This is a genomic window from Alteromonas profundi (assembly GCF_010500865.1).
Classification (GTDB): domain Bacteria; phylum Pseudomonadota; class Gammaproteobacteria; order Enterobacterales; family Alteromonadaceae; genus Alteromonas; species Alteromonas profundi.
The window spans coordinates 102,786-119,990 of the sequence record NZ_JAAAWN010000002.1 but is presented as its reverse complement, the minus strand read 5'-3'; the positions used below and the strand labels follow the sequence as shown (position 1 = coordinate 119,990).

General features: G+C 45.2%; 16 protein-coding genes. 9 read left to right on the top strand and 7 right to left on the bottom strand.

Annotation, left to right across the window (positions count from 1 at the left end; translation table 11 throughout):
• Positions 1–61 precede the first annotated feature (61 nt).
• On the top strand, positions 62–877 hold the full coding sequence (locus GTH32_RS02100) for an acyl-CoA thioesterase (RefSeq protein WP_163083582.1): 816 nt from the start codon (positions 62–64) through the stop codon (positions 875–877).
• A gap of 46 nt (positions 878–923) precedes the next feature.
• Here the strand turns inward: GTH32_RS02100 and GTH32_RS02095 are convergent, their stop codons facing one another.
• Both GTH32_RS02095 and GTH32_RS02090 read right to left on the bottom strand, forming a co-directional pair.
• Entirely contained in the window at positions 924–1,769 is an 846-nt protein-coding gene (locus tag GTH32_RS02095; RefSeq protein WP_163083581.1) for an HDOD domain-containing protein, read from the bottom strand.
• A 211-nt stretch (positions 1,770–1,980) separates the two neighbouring features.
• The gene (locus tag GTH32_RS02090) at positions 1,981–2,997 is read right to left on the bottom strand and encodes a 2-dehydropantoate 2-reductase (RefSeq protein WP_163083580.1); all 1,017 of its coding nucleotides are present in this window, start codon (positions 2,995–2,997) and stop codon (positions 1,981–1,983) included.
• 71 nt (positions 2,998–3,068) lie between these two features.
• Here GTH32_RS02090 and GTH32_RS02085 point away from each other — a divergent pair, with 71 nt between their 5' ends.
• Positions 3,069–4,313, top strand: a complete 1,245-nt coding sequence (locus GTH32_RS02085) for a glycosyltransferase (RefSeq protein WP_163083710.1) — start codon at positions 3,069–3,071, stop codon at positions 4,311–4,313.
• Between the two features lie 47 nt (positions 4,314–4,360).
• Here the strand turns inward: GTH32_RS02085 and GTH32_RS02080 are convergent, their stop codons facing one another.
• Complete coding sequence (locus GTH32_RS02080) at positions 4,361–4,813, bottom strand: SufE family protein (protein WP_163083579.1); 453 nt, start codon at positions 4,811–4,813, stop codon at positions 4,361–4,363.
• A gap of 10 nt (positions 4,814–4,823) precedes the next feature.
• Positions 4,824–5,258 carry a DUF2750 domain-containing protein gene (locus GTH32_RS02075; RefSeq protein ID WP_246223109.1) on the bottom strand — a complete coding sequence of 145 codons (435 nt, stop codon included), beginning with the start codon at positions 5,256–5,258 and terminating at the stop codon, positions 4,824–4,826.
• Between the two features lie 180 nt (positions 5,259–5,438).
• Here GTH32_RS02075 and GTH32_RS02070 point away from each other — a divergent pair, with 180 nt between their 5' ends.
• The 3 genes from GTH32_RS02070 to GTH32_RS02060 all read left to right on the top strand — a co-directional run bounded on the left by GTH32_RS02070 (position 5,439) and on the right by GTH32_RS02060 (position 7,738).
• Positions 5,439–6,167 carry a hypothetical protein gene (locus tag GTH32_RS02070; RefSeq protein WP_163083578.1) on the top strand — a complete coding sequence of 243 codons (729 nt, stop codon included), beginning with the start codon at positions 5,439–5,441 and terminating at the stop codon, positions 6,165–6,167.
• 100 nt (positions 6,168–6,267) lie between these two features.
• Positions 6,268–7,077: an exodeoxyribonuclease III gene (xthA, locus tag GTH32_RS02065; RefSeq protein ID WP_163083577.1), complete on the top strand. Its 810-nt coding sequence runs from the start codon at positions 6,268–6,270 to the stop codon at positions 7,075–7,077.
• Positions 7,078–7,096: 19 nt separating this feature from the next.
• Positions 7,097–7,738 carry an energy-coupling factor ABC transporter permease gene (locus tag GTH32_RS02060; protein WP_163083576.1) on the top strand — a complete coding sequence of 214 codons (642 nt, stop codon included), beginning with the start codon at positions 7,097–7,099 and terminating at the stop codon, positions 7,736–7,738.
• Positions 7,739–7,840: 102 nt separating this feature from the next.
• Here GTH32_RS02060 and GTH32_RS02055 read toward each other — a convergent pair whose 3' ends face one another.
• Entirely contained in the window at positions 7,841–8,404 is a 564-nt protein-coding gene (locus tag GTH32_RS02055) for a phosphoribosyltransferase (protein ID WP_163083575.1), read from the bottom strand.
• Between the two features lie 76 nt (positions 8,405–8,480).
• A complete protein-coding gene (locus GTH32_RS02050) occupies positions 8,481–9,695 on the bottom strand; it encodes a lipoprotein-releasing ABC transporter permease subunit (RefSeq protein ID WP_163083574.1) in 1,215 nt (404 codons plus the stop codon).
• Between the two features lie 161 nt (positions 9,696–9,856).
• Here GTH32_RS02050 and GTH32_RS02045 point away from each other — a divergent pair, with 161 nt between their 5' ends.
• Genes GTH32_RS02045 through GTH32_RS02030 form a run of 4 tightly spaced genes read left to right on the top strand, consistent with a single transcriptional unit; the run spans position 9,857 to position 15,970 of the window.
• Positions 9,857–10,456 (top strand): PilZ domain-containing protein, encoded by a 600-nt coding sequence (locus GTH32_RS02045; RefSeq protein WP_163083573.1) that lies wholly within the window; start codon positions 9,857–9,859, stop codon positions 10,454–10,456.
• A 41-nt stretch (positions 10,457–10,497) separates the two neighbouring features.
• A complete protein-coding gene (gene mfd / locus GTH32_RS02040) occupies positions 10,498–13,989 on the top strand; it encodes a transcription-repair coupling factor (RefSeq protein ID WP_163083572.1) in 3,492 nt (1,163 codons plus the stop codon).
• A 1-nt stretch (position 13,990) separates the two neighbouring features.
• Positions 13,991–15,409, top strand: a complete 1,419-nt coding sequence (locus GTH32_RS02035) for a CsiV family protein (protein ID WP_163083571.1) — start codon at positions 13,991–13,993, stop codon at positions 15,407–15,409.
• Between the two features lie 45 nt (positions 15,410–15,454).
• Positions 15,455–15,970 (top strand): cob(I)yrinic acid a,c-diamide adenosyltransferase, encoded by a 516-nt coding sequence (locus GTH32_RS02030; protein ID WP_163083570.1) that lies wholly within the window; start codon positions 15,455–15,457, stop codon positions 15,968–15,970.
• A 150-nt stretch (positions 15,971–16,120) separates the two neighbouring features.
• On the opposite strand, the gene nagZ is transcribed toward GTH32_RS02030, so the two are convergent.
• The gene (nagZ, locus tag GTH32_RS02025) at positions 16,121–17,152 is read right to left on the bottom strand and encodes a beta-N-acetylhexosaminidase (protein ID WP_246223108.1); all 1,032 of its coding nucleotides are present in this window, start codon (positions 17,150–17,152) and stop codon (positions 16,121–16,123) included.
• Positions 17,153–17,205 lie beyond the last annotated feature (53 nt).

The window sequence follows — 17,205 nt, the reverse complement described above, 5'->3', positions numbered from 1 at the left end:
GTGTTCACTTTGGGATGCGGTAGGATAGAGTCACCCTAACTGATCAGACCAGAAGAATGTAATGACCGTAGATGAGCTTTTAAATTTACCTGAACTTAAGGCCAATTCAGACAATAGCTGGAACATAGACAATCTAATTATTCCTAAGCAATGGGGTCAGGGACGCACTGCCTTTGGCGGCATATCAGCGGGTATGCTCTACAGTGCTATTAGGCAGCATGTTGAAGACGTGCGTGTGTTGCGATCTTACACCACTAACTTCGTAGGCCCCTTGGCCCTTGATGAGCCTTTCTCTATAGAAGTAACTAAGTTGCGCGAAGGCAAAAACGTTTCGCAGTACATTGCCCACGCCACGCAAAACGGTAAAAGTTGTGTTTTTGTACAAGCCTGTTTTGGGGTAGGAAGAAAATCGGGCATTCGCGTGGAAAATAACGAAACCCACACTATGCCTGAACCAACAAAAGGCAAGTTCATCCCGCAAATTCCTAAAGTAACGCCTAAATTTCTGCGTCATTTCGATTTAGCTATTGATGCTGGCGGTATCCCTTTTACCCGCAAAAAAGAAAGTATCTACCATGGATTCATGCGGTTTAAGCGTGCGCCCGAAAAAATCAACGATGCCCACATCATTACGTTAATCGACGCCTGGCCACCTACGCTATTGCAAATGATGAAACTACCAGCGCCCGCCAGCACGGTAAGTTGGAACATTGAGTTTCTTCATCCGCATAAACCTGTATCACCAACCGATTGGTTTGCCTATCAGGCCCACACGCGACAGGCGGCCGATGGCTATGGGCACGTAGAAGCAACAATTTGGGACAAGCATAAAGAAGTTATTGCGATTAGCCGTCAAACGGTAGCTGTTTTCGACTAACCCTAGCCCTTATCTTATAAAAGTGGGTACACAGCTACCCACCTTTTTAAAACAGCATAAAGGCGCTTGGGTTAAACAAAGAAATAACAGAAATACATTGGAGATTGGTGATATCTAGCGCGTCTTCTAAATCTGTTTGTTCTAATGAGAGGGCTTGGGGCAAGTGTGCCTCTAAGTTATTATAACTAGGATAAATTTCGGGGTTTACGTTATCTAATGCCAACACATAGGAAAGCTGAAGAATATTAATCTCAACATTGTTTACCGCAGTATCTGTTTGGTGAATGTGCGCAATGGGTTCGGCGATACCATCAGGTATTCCCCACTTTCTAATAAGTGCGGCACTCAGTTCAGTATAAGTAAAGCCCAGTACACTTCGCTGCAATTGAGCAGGCGATACACGCACATTAAACTCTTGGCAGCGGGTTGCGGCATCTGGGTATAAACTTACCACCGCTAATTCGCCAATATTGTGCAATAGGCCTGCCACAAAAAGACGTTCAGGCTCTTTTATTTTACGCATTTCGGTAAAATATTTGGCCAATAGCCCGCACGACACGCTCTGCTCCCAAAACTTATCTAAGTCGATAATTTTTGCATCTATATCGTTAAAGGCGTGACTTACCCCGTAGGCAAGCGCTAAGTCGTAAGTGGCGCGGGTTCCTACTACCTGTAATGCTTTGGTAATAGTATCAATTCGATTGGGAAAGCGGTATAGCGCCGAGTTAGCTATACGCAATAATTGAGTAGCCAAGGCGGGATCATAAGCAATAATTTCTGCAACATCATCAATGCTAGATGAACCATCGTCCATGCACGCTTTTAGGCGCGTGACGGCGTCAGGAAGAACAAAAAGTTCATTTGCCTGCTCTACTACTTCTTGTAAATTCATACCTGTGATTACTCCCACTGTAACCGCATTAGTAAAAAGAATGCCTTGTAGGCCTTTTACTTCGCCATTAGTTCCACTGACGCGCAATTAAACTTACATTGCGCACCGCGGTAACGTTATGTCAATTGCGTTACCGTTTTAAGAATATAGTCGCTAACCACAAAAACACCTACTGTGAAGGTCATAACATCGAAAAATTATGCAACATTTGTCACATTTGTTCTCGTACACGCGCCTCCAGCGTTTCGGGGCTTAAAGCCCGATAACGATGTTGTTTGTTGCCCTGCTCTTCTGCTTCGCGCAGTAATGAAATTATAGCGCGGTTATAGGGAACCGCGACATTCAATTCCTCGGCCTTACTTACTACCGCCCCATATAAAAAGGTTTTTTCTGTGGTTTTCCCGTTATTTAGATCCCACCACATCGACGTTTTTACACTTGGGTCTATGGCTAGCATTTGTTTGGCGAGCAGGGTAAACAACCCGTTGGGCAATCGAAGTACACGTGGGATCCATCGCCCGTGAATATTGGCCACCTTTGGCAAGGCGATACCCGCAGCCCCAGTTACGTTTAGTAATTCGTCCATTAAAGAGGCGATAACCCGACGGTATGGACGTTGTTGCAGCATAGCTTTAACCGGCATATCTGCCAGGGCGTTTACCCCATTTCCCAAGTTAAGCTGCAGCTTGGCCCACTGCACAGGTTCAATATCATCACTTATGTGAGCTTCAAGTAAATTGTGCCTTACAGTGGACAACAGCCGTTGATTAAGCGTTTTATCCCCACTGTCTTCAATAACCAATTCGCCTTGCGATCCCTTGTGTAAGTGTTGCCCCTGCACCACTACGTTAAACGGCACCATGGCTCTTAACACTTGATGATGGGGAAAAGCCCGTAACATAATATGGTGGCTACCCACCCCATTTTGACAGCATATTATTATCGACCTAGGGTGTAGCAAAGGTGAAAGTACGTTGGCCATATCTTTTAGTGCGGTACATTTCACCGTAAGCCAAATTACATCATATTTTTCTGTAACGTTGGGGGAGTGAATATTCGCCGCAGGTACGTTAGCTTTATGACCTTTATAATCGGTTAAGGTAAGGGGTTGTTGTAATCGCGCCAACCATTCGCCCCGCGCAACAAACTTAATATCGCCGCCATTTAGCGCAATAACCGAGCCTAAAAAACTCCCAATTAAACCACTGCCTACAATACACTGTTTCATTATTTTTATTGTCCACTGTGCTACTATCTCACCCGCTAACTCACCATCTTACCCTTGTTATGTCAAATAAGCTGCTTCACATTGTTGTTATTGGTTATGTCTGGCCTGAGCCAAATTCATCGGCGGCGGGTCAAAATATGCTGTCTATTATAAAACGCTTCGTTAATAAAAATCATAAAGTTACATTTGTTACCGCTGCTACCGACAGTGTGCATAAAGCTGATTTAGATAACCTTGGCGTAAGTTGCGAGTCGATTGAATTAAATAGCAATAGTTTTGACCATAGAATTGCAGCGCTAGCCCCCGACATTGTCATATTCGACCGCTACATGAGTGAAGAGCAATTTGCTTGGCGAGTGAAAGAAAACTGCCCGAACGCGCTGCGCGTGCTTAATACCGAAGATTTGCACAGTTTACGACAAGCACGCCACGAGGCCGTTAAACGAACCGGAGATGCCGCCGACGCAGACTTATCTTCGCTATTGGCACAACGAGAAGTGGCGGCTATATTACGCAGCGATATTACCCTTATTCTTTCCAAAGCAGAAATGCGGCTACTTACCGACTTTTATCGGGTACCCAAACAACAACTTTACTATCTCCCCCTTGATGTAGGTGAGGTTCTTGCGAACACGCCCTCATTCCATCAGCGTCAAGATATCGTAACCATAGGTAACTTTAGACACGCGCCTAATTGGGATGCAGTTTTACAGTTAAAGCAAACCATTTGGCCTAAAATTAGACAGGCACTACCCCATGTAAATCTTCGTATTTATGGTGCGTATCCGCCCAAAAAAGCCACTCAGTTGCACAACCCTAAACAAGGATTTTTTGTAGAAGGATGGGCTGAAGAAGCAACCACAGTAATCAGTAATGCTAAAATTCTTATTGCGCCAGTGCGCTTTGGCGCAGGAATTAAAGGGAAGTTACTTGATGCGATGCGCTGTGCTACCCCAAGCCTTACCACTTGGATTGGCGCAGAAGGACTGGGTGAACTAATTGCCGAAGAAAACGCGCAAAACCTATGGGGCGGCGCCATATGCGCAACCCCAGAAGAATTCGCCCACCACGCTAAACATCTTTACACCAATGAAGAAGCGTGGACACAGGCGGCTAGTCAGGGCATGCAGATTTTTTCTGCCTATCAAAAAGAAACGAATAGTGGCCATGTTATTAACACTTTAGAGCAGTTGGTAACCACGCGCGATGCCCATCGCCAAGGCTTGTTTTTACAAAGCCTGCTATGGCACCAAACACTTAATGCCAGTAAGTATATGTCGCAATGGATTGAAGCAAAAAACAAGCACCCTTCTTAACCTTTGCATTGGCCACTACAACTGCCGGCAAGTCTCGCCTGAAACAGTTAGAGCGTAGACAAACGCGTAAGAACACCGGCGATACCATTACTGCGTGATTGACTAAGGTGTCGCTCTAGCTTGTTATCTTTTAAATAGCGCTGGAAATCGAAGCTCTCTCGCTCCTCTTCCGTTAACGTATTCGCCTTTTCTAACAATACTGCCAATACACCACGAATTATTTTACTCGGTGAATAAGCGGCAAGGCTCTCACTACTGTCAGGGCACTGGCTATCTTGCGCTAAACGCACGTGGGAGTCTGACTCATATGCGATACGGGCAAGCCATACAGGGCTTTCACAACCCGGTACTTGAGTATCATCTTTGCGCAAGTGCTCAGGTAAAACGGGCAGATGCTTACCGGCCAACATTATTGCTCTTGTGGCGCCATCCCAACCATTCGCCTTAGCCACCGATGCGGCCAATGGCAAAGCCTTGTTTGATGAAGAGGTCGAGTTCATATATCGGTACTTACCCTTTAGCCAGCGCGGCCAGCTCGTTAGCAAACTCTTGTGCCGTCATCACTAAGTTTTCTTCATCACTTTTACTAGGGAACATTACAAGCTCAACGCTATTTTTGGTTAGCCCGGGTAGCCAGGTATCGGTGAATTCACTGAGTGTTATATCAACACACTCACTGTTAAGTTCGTTTTCATTGATCCAATCTTGCGCTAAGTCGTGGTGAGGAAATACCGGTAATCTAACCTGTTCATTATCTTCTAACATGACAAAGCCATCTTGCCCTTTAACCAACCAAATTTGCTTGGCCTTAGGAACATAGCTAATCACCAGCATTTGTCTGTCTTCTGCTGACAGTGTTTTCGCTTGCGCCAATGTAGCCTCGTTTAATTCTTTTGTAACCGTATCTGGAAACACCTGTTCTACCTCACCAATAATTTGCCGCAAGTATACCTGCTGAAACTGCCATCGCAATCTTGTGCGGGCAAAATACCCTCAAAAATAGCGTTAAACGCCCATCTAACCCGGCTTTTAGCAAATATAGTAAACAGGACGTTGGTCATCCTAACCTTCCCTGTTACCATGCTCGACTCACAATGCTTAGGGTCTTTTTACTGTTGGTATGGCATGGATAACTTATTTACTCAATTAAAATCGGGCACCTTTCAGCAACACCGAAAATTAGAACATAGTGCGCCTTTTGCTGTGTTTCATAACGAGGCCCCTATACCGCTTACAAGCTACAAAACGATACTTACAACAATGTATGGTTTTCACCGACAAGTAAGTAACGTAGCACACCTATGTATAAATGAGATGGAAATAAACAATAGCGCAGACATAGAAGATATGAAGGCCTTAATAGCGCTATTAAATATTGAAGGCGTGGTTAGCGCTTTAAAAGCCGATATGACAGCGCTTGAGGATTCTGCATCTAATTTTCACGTTGCCAAGCCCTGTGAAGCTAAGTGCTATTCAGCCAAATACGGCATAACTAATTCTGCGCTGGCCACCGCAGACTTCACTAAGTTAGTAGCGCCGCCCCCTACTTTTAGCGGCATGACATCATCGTGTATTGCAGGGCTTTATGTGTGGATGGGGTCTTCAATGGGCGCCAACCTAATCTCACGGCGTTTGCATAAGCAGAAAAGCTTTTGTGATACGTCGTTAACATTGCCAACCTATTACTACGACACAATGGCGTTAATCGCCAAGGATTGGGTAACCTTCAAACAGCAAACCATAATAGCAATCGATGCATTTACAAAGGATGCCAACGCCTTGTGTGATGCCACCGTAAAAGACGCAAACCTCTGGTTTAGCTATTTAATCGGTCTTAACAGCAACGCGACCTAAACGGGGTACGTGTATACATATTTTGTGTATAAGGGAAGCGTTAAGTTCGCCGCTACATTCTGATAAACTAGCGCCACGTTTATATTCTTAAGATTCGCAAATGAAAGTTATCTCTTTTAACATCAACGGTATCCGCGCGCGCCTACATCAATTGCAAGCGCTTATTGATACCCACCAGCCCGACATCATAGGCCTACAGGAAATTAAAGTTCATGACGAACAATTCCCTGTTGCGGCCGTAGAAGCCATGGGGTACAAGGTGTATTTTCATGGGCAAAAAAGCCATTACGGCGTTGCTTTCCTCGCTAAAAATGAACCTATCGAGGTGCAAAAAGGCTTCCCTACCGATGATGACGATGCTCAGCGTCGAATGATCATGCTAAAAACCCTTAACGCTAAGGGTGAACCTGTAACCATCTTAAATGGCTATTTCCCGCAAGGTGAAAACGAAAAGCACGAAACCAAGTATCCTGCCAAGCGCAAATTTTACAAAGATTTGATGCATTATTTAGATACCCACCACACGCCTGACGACAATATCATTGTTATGGGCGATGTGAATATTTCGCACACCGATTTAGATATAGGTATTGGCGAAGAAAACAAAAAACGTTGGTTGCGCACCGGAAAATGTAGCTTCTTGCCCGAAGAAAGAGAATGGCTAAATACGCTGTTTAACTGGGGGTTTGAAGATAGTTTCCGCACGCTCTACCCCGAAGTATACGATAAATATTCGTGGTTCGACTACCGTTCGAAGGGGTTCAACGATAACCGCGGCTTACGCATCGACTTGATTTTAGCCACGGCTAACATGCATGCGCAATTAACCGATGCGGGGATTGATTACGACTTACGTGGAATAGAAAAGCCCTCTGACCATGCGCCAATTTGGGCCACGTATAGCAAGTAATAAATAGGGGCAGCAGTTAATGACGTCACTTCAATGGGTAGGGCTAATAGGCTTTGTGGGCGTTTTGGCCATAGCCATAAAAAACATTTCACTTAGCGGACTCTCTAAAGATAGGCATCAACAGCATTTAGTGTTTGGCAGTGCTGCCACCCTTTTTACCTTGTGGATGTTGCGTGTTGGAATATACGATGACTTGTACGTGCACGTAATGGGCTTAAGTGCCCTTACGCTTATGTTGGGTTTTCGCTACGCCATAATTACTGGCGCCCTTGCATTGCTTGGCGCTACAGCCGCAGGCTACAGTAGTTGGCAAAGTTTCGGCATTCAGGGGTTGCTTGGCATCGTATTACCGATAGGGTTAACGTACCTTATTTTTATGCTTGCCTTCCACCGTATCTCACGCCACCTTTTCGTGTATATCTTTATCTGTGCGTTTTTCCCAGGCGCCTTAACTGCTGCTGTGAAAACCTTTGCCCTTGGTGGTTACTTTTATCTCGACGGAATCTATCAATGGGACATTATCGTTGATAATTACCTTTTGCTTATTCCACTACTGGTGTTTCCAGAGGCTTTCTTCAATGGCTTGGCGATTACCATGTTAGTAATTTACCAGCCCTCTTGGGTATACACCTTTCACGATAAATTTTATTTAGATAAATAATAAATGTCTGCCACGCACGTTATTTTAAACAACAAGCTTACAAAAAACAGGCATAAAAAAGCCGCGTCAATTTGAAGCGGCTTTTTTCAACAATACTCAGGCTTACTTATCGAACAAGATGTCCATAACATCAGAAAGTTCGCTTTTGCCTTCACGAATTTCTTGTTCCGATAAGCCAGCAATTTCGTGAGGAAATACTAACCATTCGTCACTTTCGTTCACATAATAATCTGGCACAATATCGGTAGTATTGTTTTGTGGTTTGTACCACGGGCACGCTATGCGAATGTCTTTAGGCATATTCAAACGCATAAGCTTATTAATTTGATTAATTAGCGCATCTACACTGCGACCGGAATCAAATACGTCGTCCACAATAAGTAACTTGTCGTTAGCGTTAGCGTTCTCAACTAAGTAATGCAAGCCGTGCACGCGAATTTCTTTCGACTGCTTATTAATACCGTAATAAGACGAGGTACGAACAGCAATGTGATCGGTAGAAGTATCTTTAAACTCAAAAAACTCTTGTACCGCGATACCTATGGGTGCGCCGCCACGCCAAATACCGATGATAAAGTCGGGACGAAACCCATCTTCATAAACCTTTGCGGCTAAGCGAAAGGAATCCTGTAACAGCGATTGCGAGGTAATAAAATTCTTGTTCATGACGTCCACTGACCCAAGTTGAAAAGACCGCGAGTATAGAGAATTTCGCCGCTATTTGCACGGCATATTCGTTCACTTATTCATTTTGTAAGGCGTGAGATGGGTGTACTTTCATAGCTTTACGCGCAGGATACAAACTTGCACAAAGGCACAATAGTAGCGATAAACAGGCCACTACCACAATTTGCACCGCATCCATTTCTATCGGCAACCCCTGCCCACCAGCGGCTAGCGCGATAGGCGAACCTATTAGTGATAAAAGTGTGTTTAACTGCAGCGTAAGTATAACACCAGCAACTAAGCCAATACTGGCCCCTTTCATGCCATTGAATAACCCGTTAAACACAAATATCCACATAATACTGCTAGGTGTCATACCTTGGGTTTGCAGTACCGCAATGTCGCCTTGTTTTTCAGACACCACCATCACCAACGCAGAAACAATATTAAACGCCGCCACAGCAATAATAAGCAACAGCATAAGAAACATCATGTTCTTTTCCATTTTGACTGCATCAAACAAGGGGCCTTTTTTATCTCGCCACGTTATATAGTTTACGCCTAAAGGCGCTAGAGCGGCTTCGGTAGATGCATAGGCAAAGGCGTCATCCAGAAATAACCGAGTAGCTTGCCCCTCGCCCTTAATATCTCGTAGCAAACGGTTACTATCGTCCAAATGCATATAGATAACTTTATCATCCATTTGCGAGCCCATATCAAACACGCCACTTACCGTAACAAGGCGTTGACTAGGCATTCTGCCAAAGGGCGTATAAACACTGGCGCCCGCAACCATCACCCTAAGGTTATCGCCTACCCTAACATCTAACTGCAGCGCCAAAGCTCTACCTATTATTACGTTGAAGCTGCCGCTTTTAAGGTTTTCAAAACGGCCTTGGGTCATTTGCTTAGCCACCATGGCGTGTGCGATCATCGCATCGGGGGCTACGCCGTGAACTTGTACGCCCCGTAAATCGGTAAACGATTGCACCACGGCTTCTGCCTCTCTAAAAGGCATGCTTGCTACCACGTGAGGAAGCGCTTTTACGCTACTTTCTTGTATAGGGTCTATAATTTCAATATGTGGCACTATGCCCAAAATTCGTTGCTTTAGTTGTGCTTCAAAACCATTCATCACCGACAACACAACAATTAACGCAGTAAGGCCTAAGGCTATGCCCGCCACTGAAAACCGATTTATAAATGAAATAAAGCTATTGCCACCGGCAGATTTACCGACAGACGACTTCGCATAGCGATAAGCGATAAAGGCAGAAAGAGGATAAAACAAAACTGCGCCCTATTTGTGGTGCTGAATTCATCCTTCGTCTATCACCTAGCTAAGCATAAGCAGAGAATGACGCAAAGATGACGAGTTAATTGCAAAATAGTAAAGTGAGTAGTCTACGTGTAAGCTACTGGCTGTACAAGAATAAGTGGTGGGAGAAAAAAGTGGAAAACCTAAGTCTGGAACAAAAAAAGACGCAGTTCGACGAGTATTTTTCGATTGCCCATGAGATTAATATAAATGTAACGCCAGTAAGTAAGGGCGCGGTGCCCGCCACAGAAGCGCAGCTAGAAAGTGCGATGCCTTATGCGTTTCGCATAGCCAGCGAAATGGCCAGTTTAGAAGCGCAAGCGCTACGCCCCTTACGTCATTTAAGTGATCACGCTGAATCGCTTACTGAATACCTTAACCATCAAGCAAAAAAAATTGACTTGATGATGTCGTTTATTTTACATCAGCAAGATGAACCAAATGCGCGTTTTAAGACAATAAAGTTTGGTGGTGGTGGCATTATTATACAAAGTGACACGCCTATGGATATTGGGACATATGCTGAACTTAAGCTGTTTTTAGACTCGGAAGCTGCCGCCATATTTTGTTTCGGTGAAGTTATTACTTGCGAGAATGTTGAGGATGATTACCATATAGCCTTTATATTCAGTACCATCAGAGAACAAGATCAAGAGCTTCTTGTACGCGCCAGTTTGCATTTGCAAACACAACAGCTGCGTAAACGTGCTCAACAGAAGAAATCAGGCGACTAATACCGCCTCATCGCGAACGTATTGTTAGTTAACAGGACACCATGACTGCCAGCCTCTTATCACTGCCCATACCAGCGCAGAAAAAATCTACCACATCTCAAGATCACAAGCATTGGGGGCAGCTGCAAGGCAGTAGCCCTGCGTTGTGTATCACCCAAGCACAGGCTCAGTATGCTGGCCCTATCGTGCTGGTCACGGCAGATACTCCTTCGGCACTAAAGTTGGAAAAAGAGCTGGCATTTTTCATGTCAGAGAAACCCATTCCTATTACCCTATTTCCCGACTGGGAAACCTTGCCGTACGATACCTTTTCTCCTCATCAAGATATTGTTTCTCAGCGTTTAGAAACCTTGTATCGGTTTACCCAACAACGGGACGGCATATTTATTGTTCCTGTTAACACGCTAATGCAACGCTTAGCGCCCACCAATTATTTAGCCAAGTATTTGTTAATGCTAAATAAAGGCGACACGATTGACCGAGACCAATTTAGGCGAAATTTAGAGCAAGCTGGTTATCTGCATGTAAGTCAGGTAATGAGTCACAGCGAATTTTCGGTACGCGGCAGCATTATCGATTTGTTCCCAATGGGCAGCGATAAGCCGTTTCGTATTGACCTGTTCGATGATGAAGTTGACTCAATTCGCTTTTTCGACACAGATACCCAGCGCTCGGGAGAGTCGGTAAATAAAATTCGCTTACTCCCCGCGCGCGAGTTTCCCACCGACAAGGCGGCAATCACGTTATTTAGGCAGCAATTTTTAGAAAAATTCGATGCCAGCAACGCGTCTGAATCTGTTTTTGCGCAAGTAAGCAAGGGTACTATGCCAAGCGGTGTAGAGTATTACTTACCGCTATTTTTCGAAACCTCGGCAACACTTTTTGACTACCTACATCCCGACTCGTTGTTATTGATGCATGGCGATGTAAAAGATGCCAGTGAATTCTTCTGGGCCGATGTGCAAGAACGCTATGAACAATATCGCTACAACCCAGCACGCCCTTTATTGCCACCGGAAGATTTGTTTCTTCCCATCAATGAGTTATTTGGGTCGATTAAACAGTGGCCAAGAGTGTCGCTTAGCCCACAAACGCTAGAAGATAGCGCGGGGGCGTTTAACCTAGGCTGCGAAAAGCTTGATGATATTGCTATTAACTCTCAGAAAAAAGTGCCTGCCCAGCAGCTTATAAACACCGTTAAAGACGCAAAGAAGCGCGGCGCTAAAGTACTGTTTTGTGCTGAGACACAAGGCCGTAAAGAAGGCTTGTTAACCTTACTTAAAAAGGCTGACATTAAACCCGCTGCCACAGAATCATTTGCCACTTTCTTAACCGCCCACGACGACATTGGCATTACGGTTGGCATGGTTGAACACAGCTTTCGCTGGCATAGCCCTGAAGGCGAGTTATTGTTTATTACCGAAACTGAGTTACTTGGTCACAAAGTAAGTCAGCGTAGGCGTAGAGATAAGCGAACCGCCACCGATGAAAGTGCCATTATTCGAAACTTGGCGGAATTGTCTATTGGGCAGCCAGTGGTACACCTTGACCATGGTGTGGGGCGTTACCTCGGGTTGCAAACCTTAGACGCAGGCGGGGTTACCACAGAGTACTTGTGTATTGAATATGCCAAGCAGTCTAAGCTGTATGTGCCCGTTGCTTCATTACACCTTATTTCACGCTATACAGGTGGAGATGCGGATACTGCACCGGTTAATGCACTTGGTTCCGATGCATGGAGCAAAGCGAAACAAAAAGCGGCTGAAAAAGTGCGTGATGTGGCAGCCGAATTACTGGATGTTTACGCAAGACGAGCAGCTAAACCGGGCTTTGCCTATCCCATTAACTGGGAAGATTATCAAGCCTTTGCTGATAGCTTTCCGTTTGAAGAAACCCCCGATCAGGCACAAGCCATCGCTGCTGTTATTCATGACATGGGCCGCCCCCAAGCGATGGATAGGCTGGTGTGCGGTGACGTAGGCTTTGGTAAAACCGAAGTGGCCATGCGGGCAGCCTTTTTAGCCGCGAATCAAGGTAAACAGGTTGCGATTTTAGTGCCTACCACCCTGTTAGCCCAGCAGCACTACGAAAACTTTAAAGATCGCTTTGCCGCGTGGCCGTTTGAAATTGAAGTAATGAGCCGCTTTGTTAGTGGCAAAATGCAAAAAGACGTAATAGAACGCATTAGTGAAGGTAAAGTAGATATTGTGGTTGGCACCCATAAACTGCTTTCCAGCGACATTAAATTTAGCGATCTGGGTTTGGTTATTATTGATGAAGAACATCGCTTCGGTGTGCGTCAAAAAGAAAAGCTGAAGTCGCTTCGCGCCGATGTGGATATTCTTACTTTAACCGCAACGCCAATTCCGCGCACCTTAAATATGGCGTTATCCGGCATGCGCGACCTGTCAATTATAGCCACGGCGCCAGCGCGACGCTTGTCTATTAAAACCTTTGTACAACAACGTAACAAAGCGGTTATTCGAGAAGCCATCATGCGTGAAATATTACGCGGAGGCCAAGTATATTTTCTGCATAACGAAGTAAGCACCATTGCCCGAACCGTAGAAGAAATTGCTGAAATTGTGCCCGAAGCGCGTATTGCTATGGGTCATGGGCAAATGCGCGAACGTGAACTAGAAAGCGTAATGAGCGATTTCTATCATCAACGCTATAATGTGTTGGTTTGCACCACTATTATTGAAACGGGCATAGATGTGCCCACCGCTAACACCATAATAATGGACCGTGCCGATCATTTAGGCCTGGCGCAGTTACACCAACTTCGGGGGCGCGTTGGCCGCTCTCATCATCAAGCTTATGCTTACTTACTAACGCCACATCCAAAACGCATGACTAAAGATGCGGCGAAACGACTGGACGCTATTTCTCAGTTAGAAGACTTGGGCGCCGGGTTTGCCCTTGCTACCCACGATTTAGAAATACGGGGTGCTGGGGAATTATTAGGTGATGATCAATCGGGACAAATTGCGAGTATTGGCTTTAGTTTGTATATGGATATGTTAGATAAAGCCGTAACGGCCCTTAAAAATGGAAAAGAGCCATCTTTAGATGACGCTATGGCTGGGCATACCGAAATTGAACTGCGCATCCCGGCATTGCTTCCTGAGGATTATATAAGCGATGTAAATACACGATTATCTTTATACAAACGCCTTGCGGGTTGCAGTTCTCAAGAAGATATTGATGAATTCCAAGTAGAGTGCATCGACCGCTTTGGGTTGTTACCAGATGCTGCGAAGAATTTAGTGCAAGTGGCTGAACTAAAATTAAAAGCACAAGAATTAGGTATCCTAAAAGTAGACTTGTCTGCCCAAGGCGGTACCATAGAATTTAAAGAAACCACCAAAGTTGACCCTGGCTTTATTATTCAACTAGTCCAAAGCAAGCCGGATAAATTTAAGTTTGAAGGCAGCCAAAAACTAAGAGTGGTTAACACAACAGAGACCGCCGAGCAGCGTATTGCGCTAATTAGCGGTATCATTGCCGATTTTGCAAAGGAGTCGCGATAACATGAAGGTTTCTCGCTGGTGCCCGCTTTTGTCGTTAACCATGGTTTGTTTACTTACCGCGGCACCAACTAAGGCAAATGATGACTGGTGGTTTGACGTAGAAGTTATTGTTTTTGAAAGAAAGCTCGATTTGACAGAGCTTGACGAGCAGTTTGAATTTGCAGATTCTTTAGCCCCGCCCTTGGTGGAAGCGGATGTTATCGGCGATGCCATTGTTCCTAATATTAGTTGGCTAAAGCAAGGGCTTCCTAACTGTAACCAAGCGCTTACCCCCCAGTGGCCTGAAGATATTGCCTATGTAAGCGATACCGCGTTATTCGATGGTGAGACAGCGGATGCTACCGTGGACGCGTTAGATGCAGTAAAAACAATGGATGTAGTAGAAGCAGTAGACACAGTGAAAAGTGCCGGCGCTGCTGATACCGACCCCCTCGCTCACGTTGATTCCCTCCCCCTTGAAAATGAGCAAGCGGCACGTAGTTTTGCCCTTGAGATGTTATTAAAAGACAGTGAATTAACAGAAGAAATTTCGGTTCCTGAAGTCACAGCCTGTAAAACTGTGCAACCATGGATGACCTATCAAAGGGGACAATGGCACACCCATAGGCCCGATAACCGCATTCCAGCCCCTAACGAATTACCCATAACGCCGGAAGGCTTCGACTGGCCTCGCGCCGGCCATGCGCATTTATTGCCGGCCTCTTCGCAGCAATTAACCAGCTTGTCTCGGCAAATACGTCAAAATCGCGATTTAACTCGATTGCTACATGTAACATGGCGTCAGCCAGTGTTATTCGGCAAAGACAACGCCTTTAATGTTCGCTTATTTGCAGGCCAAAATTTTGCTGATCGTTTTACTTTATCCGGCGATCCAATAGTAACACCGGCGGTTAATGACGATGAGTTATTACCCAGTTTATCGAATTTAAGTGGCCAAAGTGATAACCCAAACACCTCTGCTGATCAGTTTTTTGACCACTTAGAACAAAAACTCTCGGCCCCAGCCCCGGTAGATTTTTCGTATTTTAGTGACACCATTATAAATAAACTGGGTACGCCTTTACCGAACGATGAAAGTGAAATAGTTCAACAAGCGCCTACTACTCCTATATGGCAATTAGACGGTAGCCTTAAGGTATTTTTAAAATACATTAATCGCGTACCTTACCTACATATAGACAGTGCGCTTTTTTACCGCCAACCTATACCGCTTAAAGCGCTAAAGCCCATAGATGAAATCGCGGGTATGGATAGCGCAATGTCGCCATCAGAGGCGCAGGCTGATTATCGTCTGGTATCTGTACCCTTTAGTGAGCAGCGCCGCGTGATCAGTAAGCAACTGCATTATTTTGACCACCCCTTATTCGGTATGGTGGTAGAAATTCGCCGTTATAAGCGCCCCGCTCCGGCTGAGCAGTAGTTAACCGTTAGCAGGTTAGCGGAATAAGGTTTACAGGAAAGCACAATGAAAATTTACACACGTACCGGCGATAAAGGCACTACGCAGGTTTACGCAGATAAGCCGTTACGGGTAGACAAAGACGATGCGGTAGTAAATAGCTACGGTGACATTGACGAACTAAACAGCCAACTAGGACTGCTGGCTGCCGTAGCCGCTGCAGAGTTTCGCCCGCATTTACATAGTATTCAGCGTAACTTGTTTCAAGCAGGGTTCGCAATTTCCGCAAACACGTCTTTATCTGAGGCAGATATTAAAGCGCTGGAAGATGAGATTGATGCGCTTAGTAAAGTAATGCCGCCTCAAACACAGTTTGTATTACCCGGAGGTTGTACAGCTGCTGCGCAAAGCCATGTGTGTAGAGCGGTGTGTAGACGGGCAGAGCGTGCGGTTATATCGCTACGTCGTCATTACGATGTGCCTGAGGTTGTACCAGCATACCTTAATCGTTTATCAGATTATTTGTTTACCCTAGCCCGCTACCTTAATTTTCAAGCTAAGGTTAATGACGTAACAGTTTAACCTTAGCCTGAACTTTCTTATTTACCATAGCCACATGTTTCTTGTGGCTAACGCTTTGTTTAGCGCTCTTTATCGGGCCCTTTCATTAAAGCCTACGAACAAACATGGCCATTATCTACGCCGATTAATTAGCGTAAATAATAAAAACAATTACGTAATCTGGTAGTTTTGCAGCAAGGCTTTCCCGTCTTTATAGGCTTGATGAGCATGACCAGGTAATGGCCGAGCGTATAAATTGGTAAGGGCGCTATTGGTATTGTTAGTATGTTTGGCTGCCTTCTTTTTTTGCTCTACATAGTGAACTAAGCTGTCTAATATTGCCTCTGCGCCTTGGGTATTGTTACACGCAAGTACCATGTCACAGCCCGCGTCTAGCGCAGCTTGTGCTCGTTCTGGATACCCGCCTGCCACACTGGCACCATGCATTGACAGATCGTCAGAGAACACCACGCCGTTAAACCCTAGTGTCTGCTTTAACTGTGTTTGCAGCCACGTGGAAGAAAAACCAGCAGGGCTGTCGTCTACCTGTGAGTAAATAACATGGGCTGGCATTACCCCGTCCAGTAATCCCGCCTCAATAAGTGTTTTAAATACCACCATATCCGTCGCCAAAATTTCTTCAAATTCCCGTGAATCAACAGGAAGCGCAACATGAGAATCGGGGGCCACGCTACCATGACCCGGAAAGTGCTTGCCAATAGCGGGCATAGCACATTGAGCTAACCCCGTTATTAACCCCGTAGCCAAAGCAATAACATCGCTACTATCGGGGGCGAATGCCCTGTCGCCTATTACCTCAGAAACCCCATTTATATCCAGCACAGGGGCAAAGCTAAAATCGATGTTATGTTGCTTTAATTCATAGGCAAACACACTACCGCAGGCTTGCGCCAATTCAATGGCTTGCTCGAAGGTAGGGGCAATCTCGGTAAGTTTGCCCATTGCCGGAATAGCCGTAAAACCTTCACGAAACCGTTGCACATGCCCGCCTTCATGATCTACTGCGATAAGCAAAGGCTTGTTTGCCGCATCTCGTATTTCTTTTATTAGTTGGTTTAGCTGCGCTTTATCATAATAATTGCGACTAAATAAAATAACCCCGCCGGTTACCGGGTGCGCTAACTTTTCTTTTTCTTCAGCCAACAAACGTTCAGCACAACAATCTAGCATTAGTGGGCCCATAACTGCCCCTTTTTACTCTTCATAAAACATCACTTCAATTTTACGGTATCTGT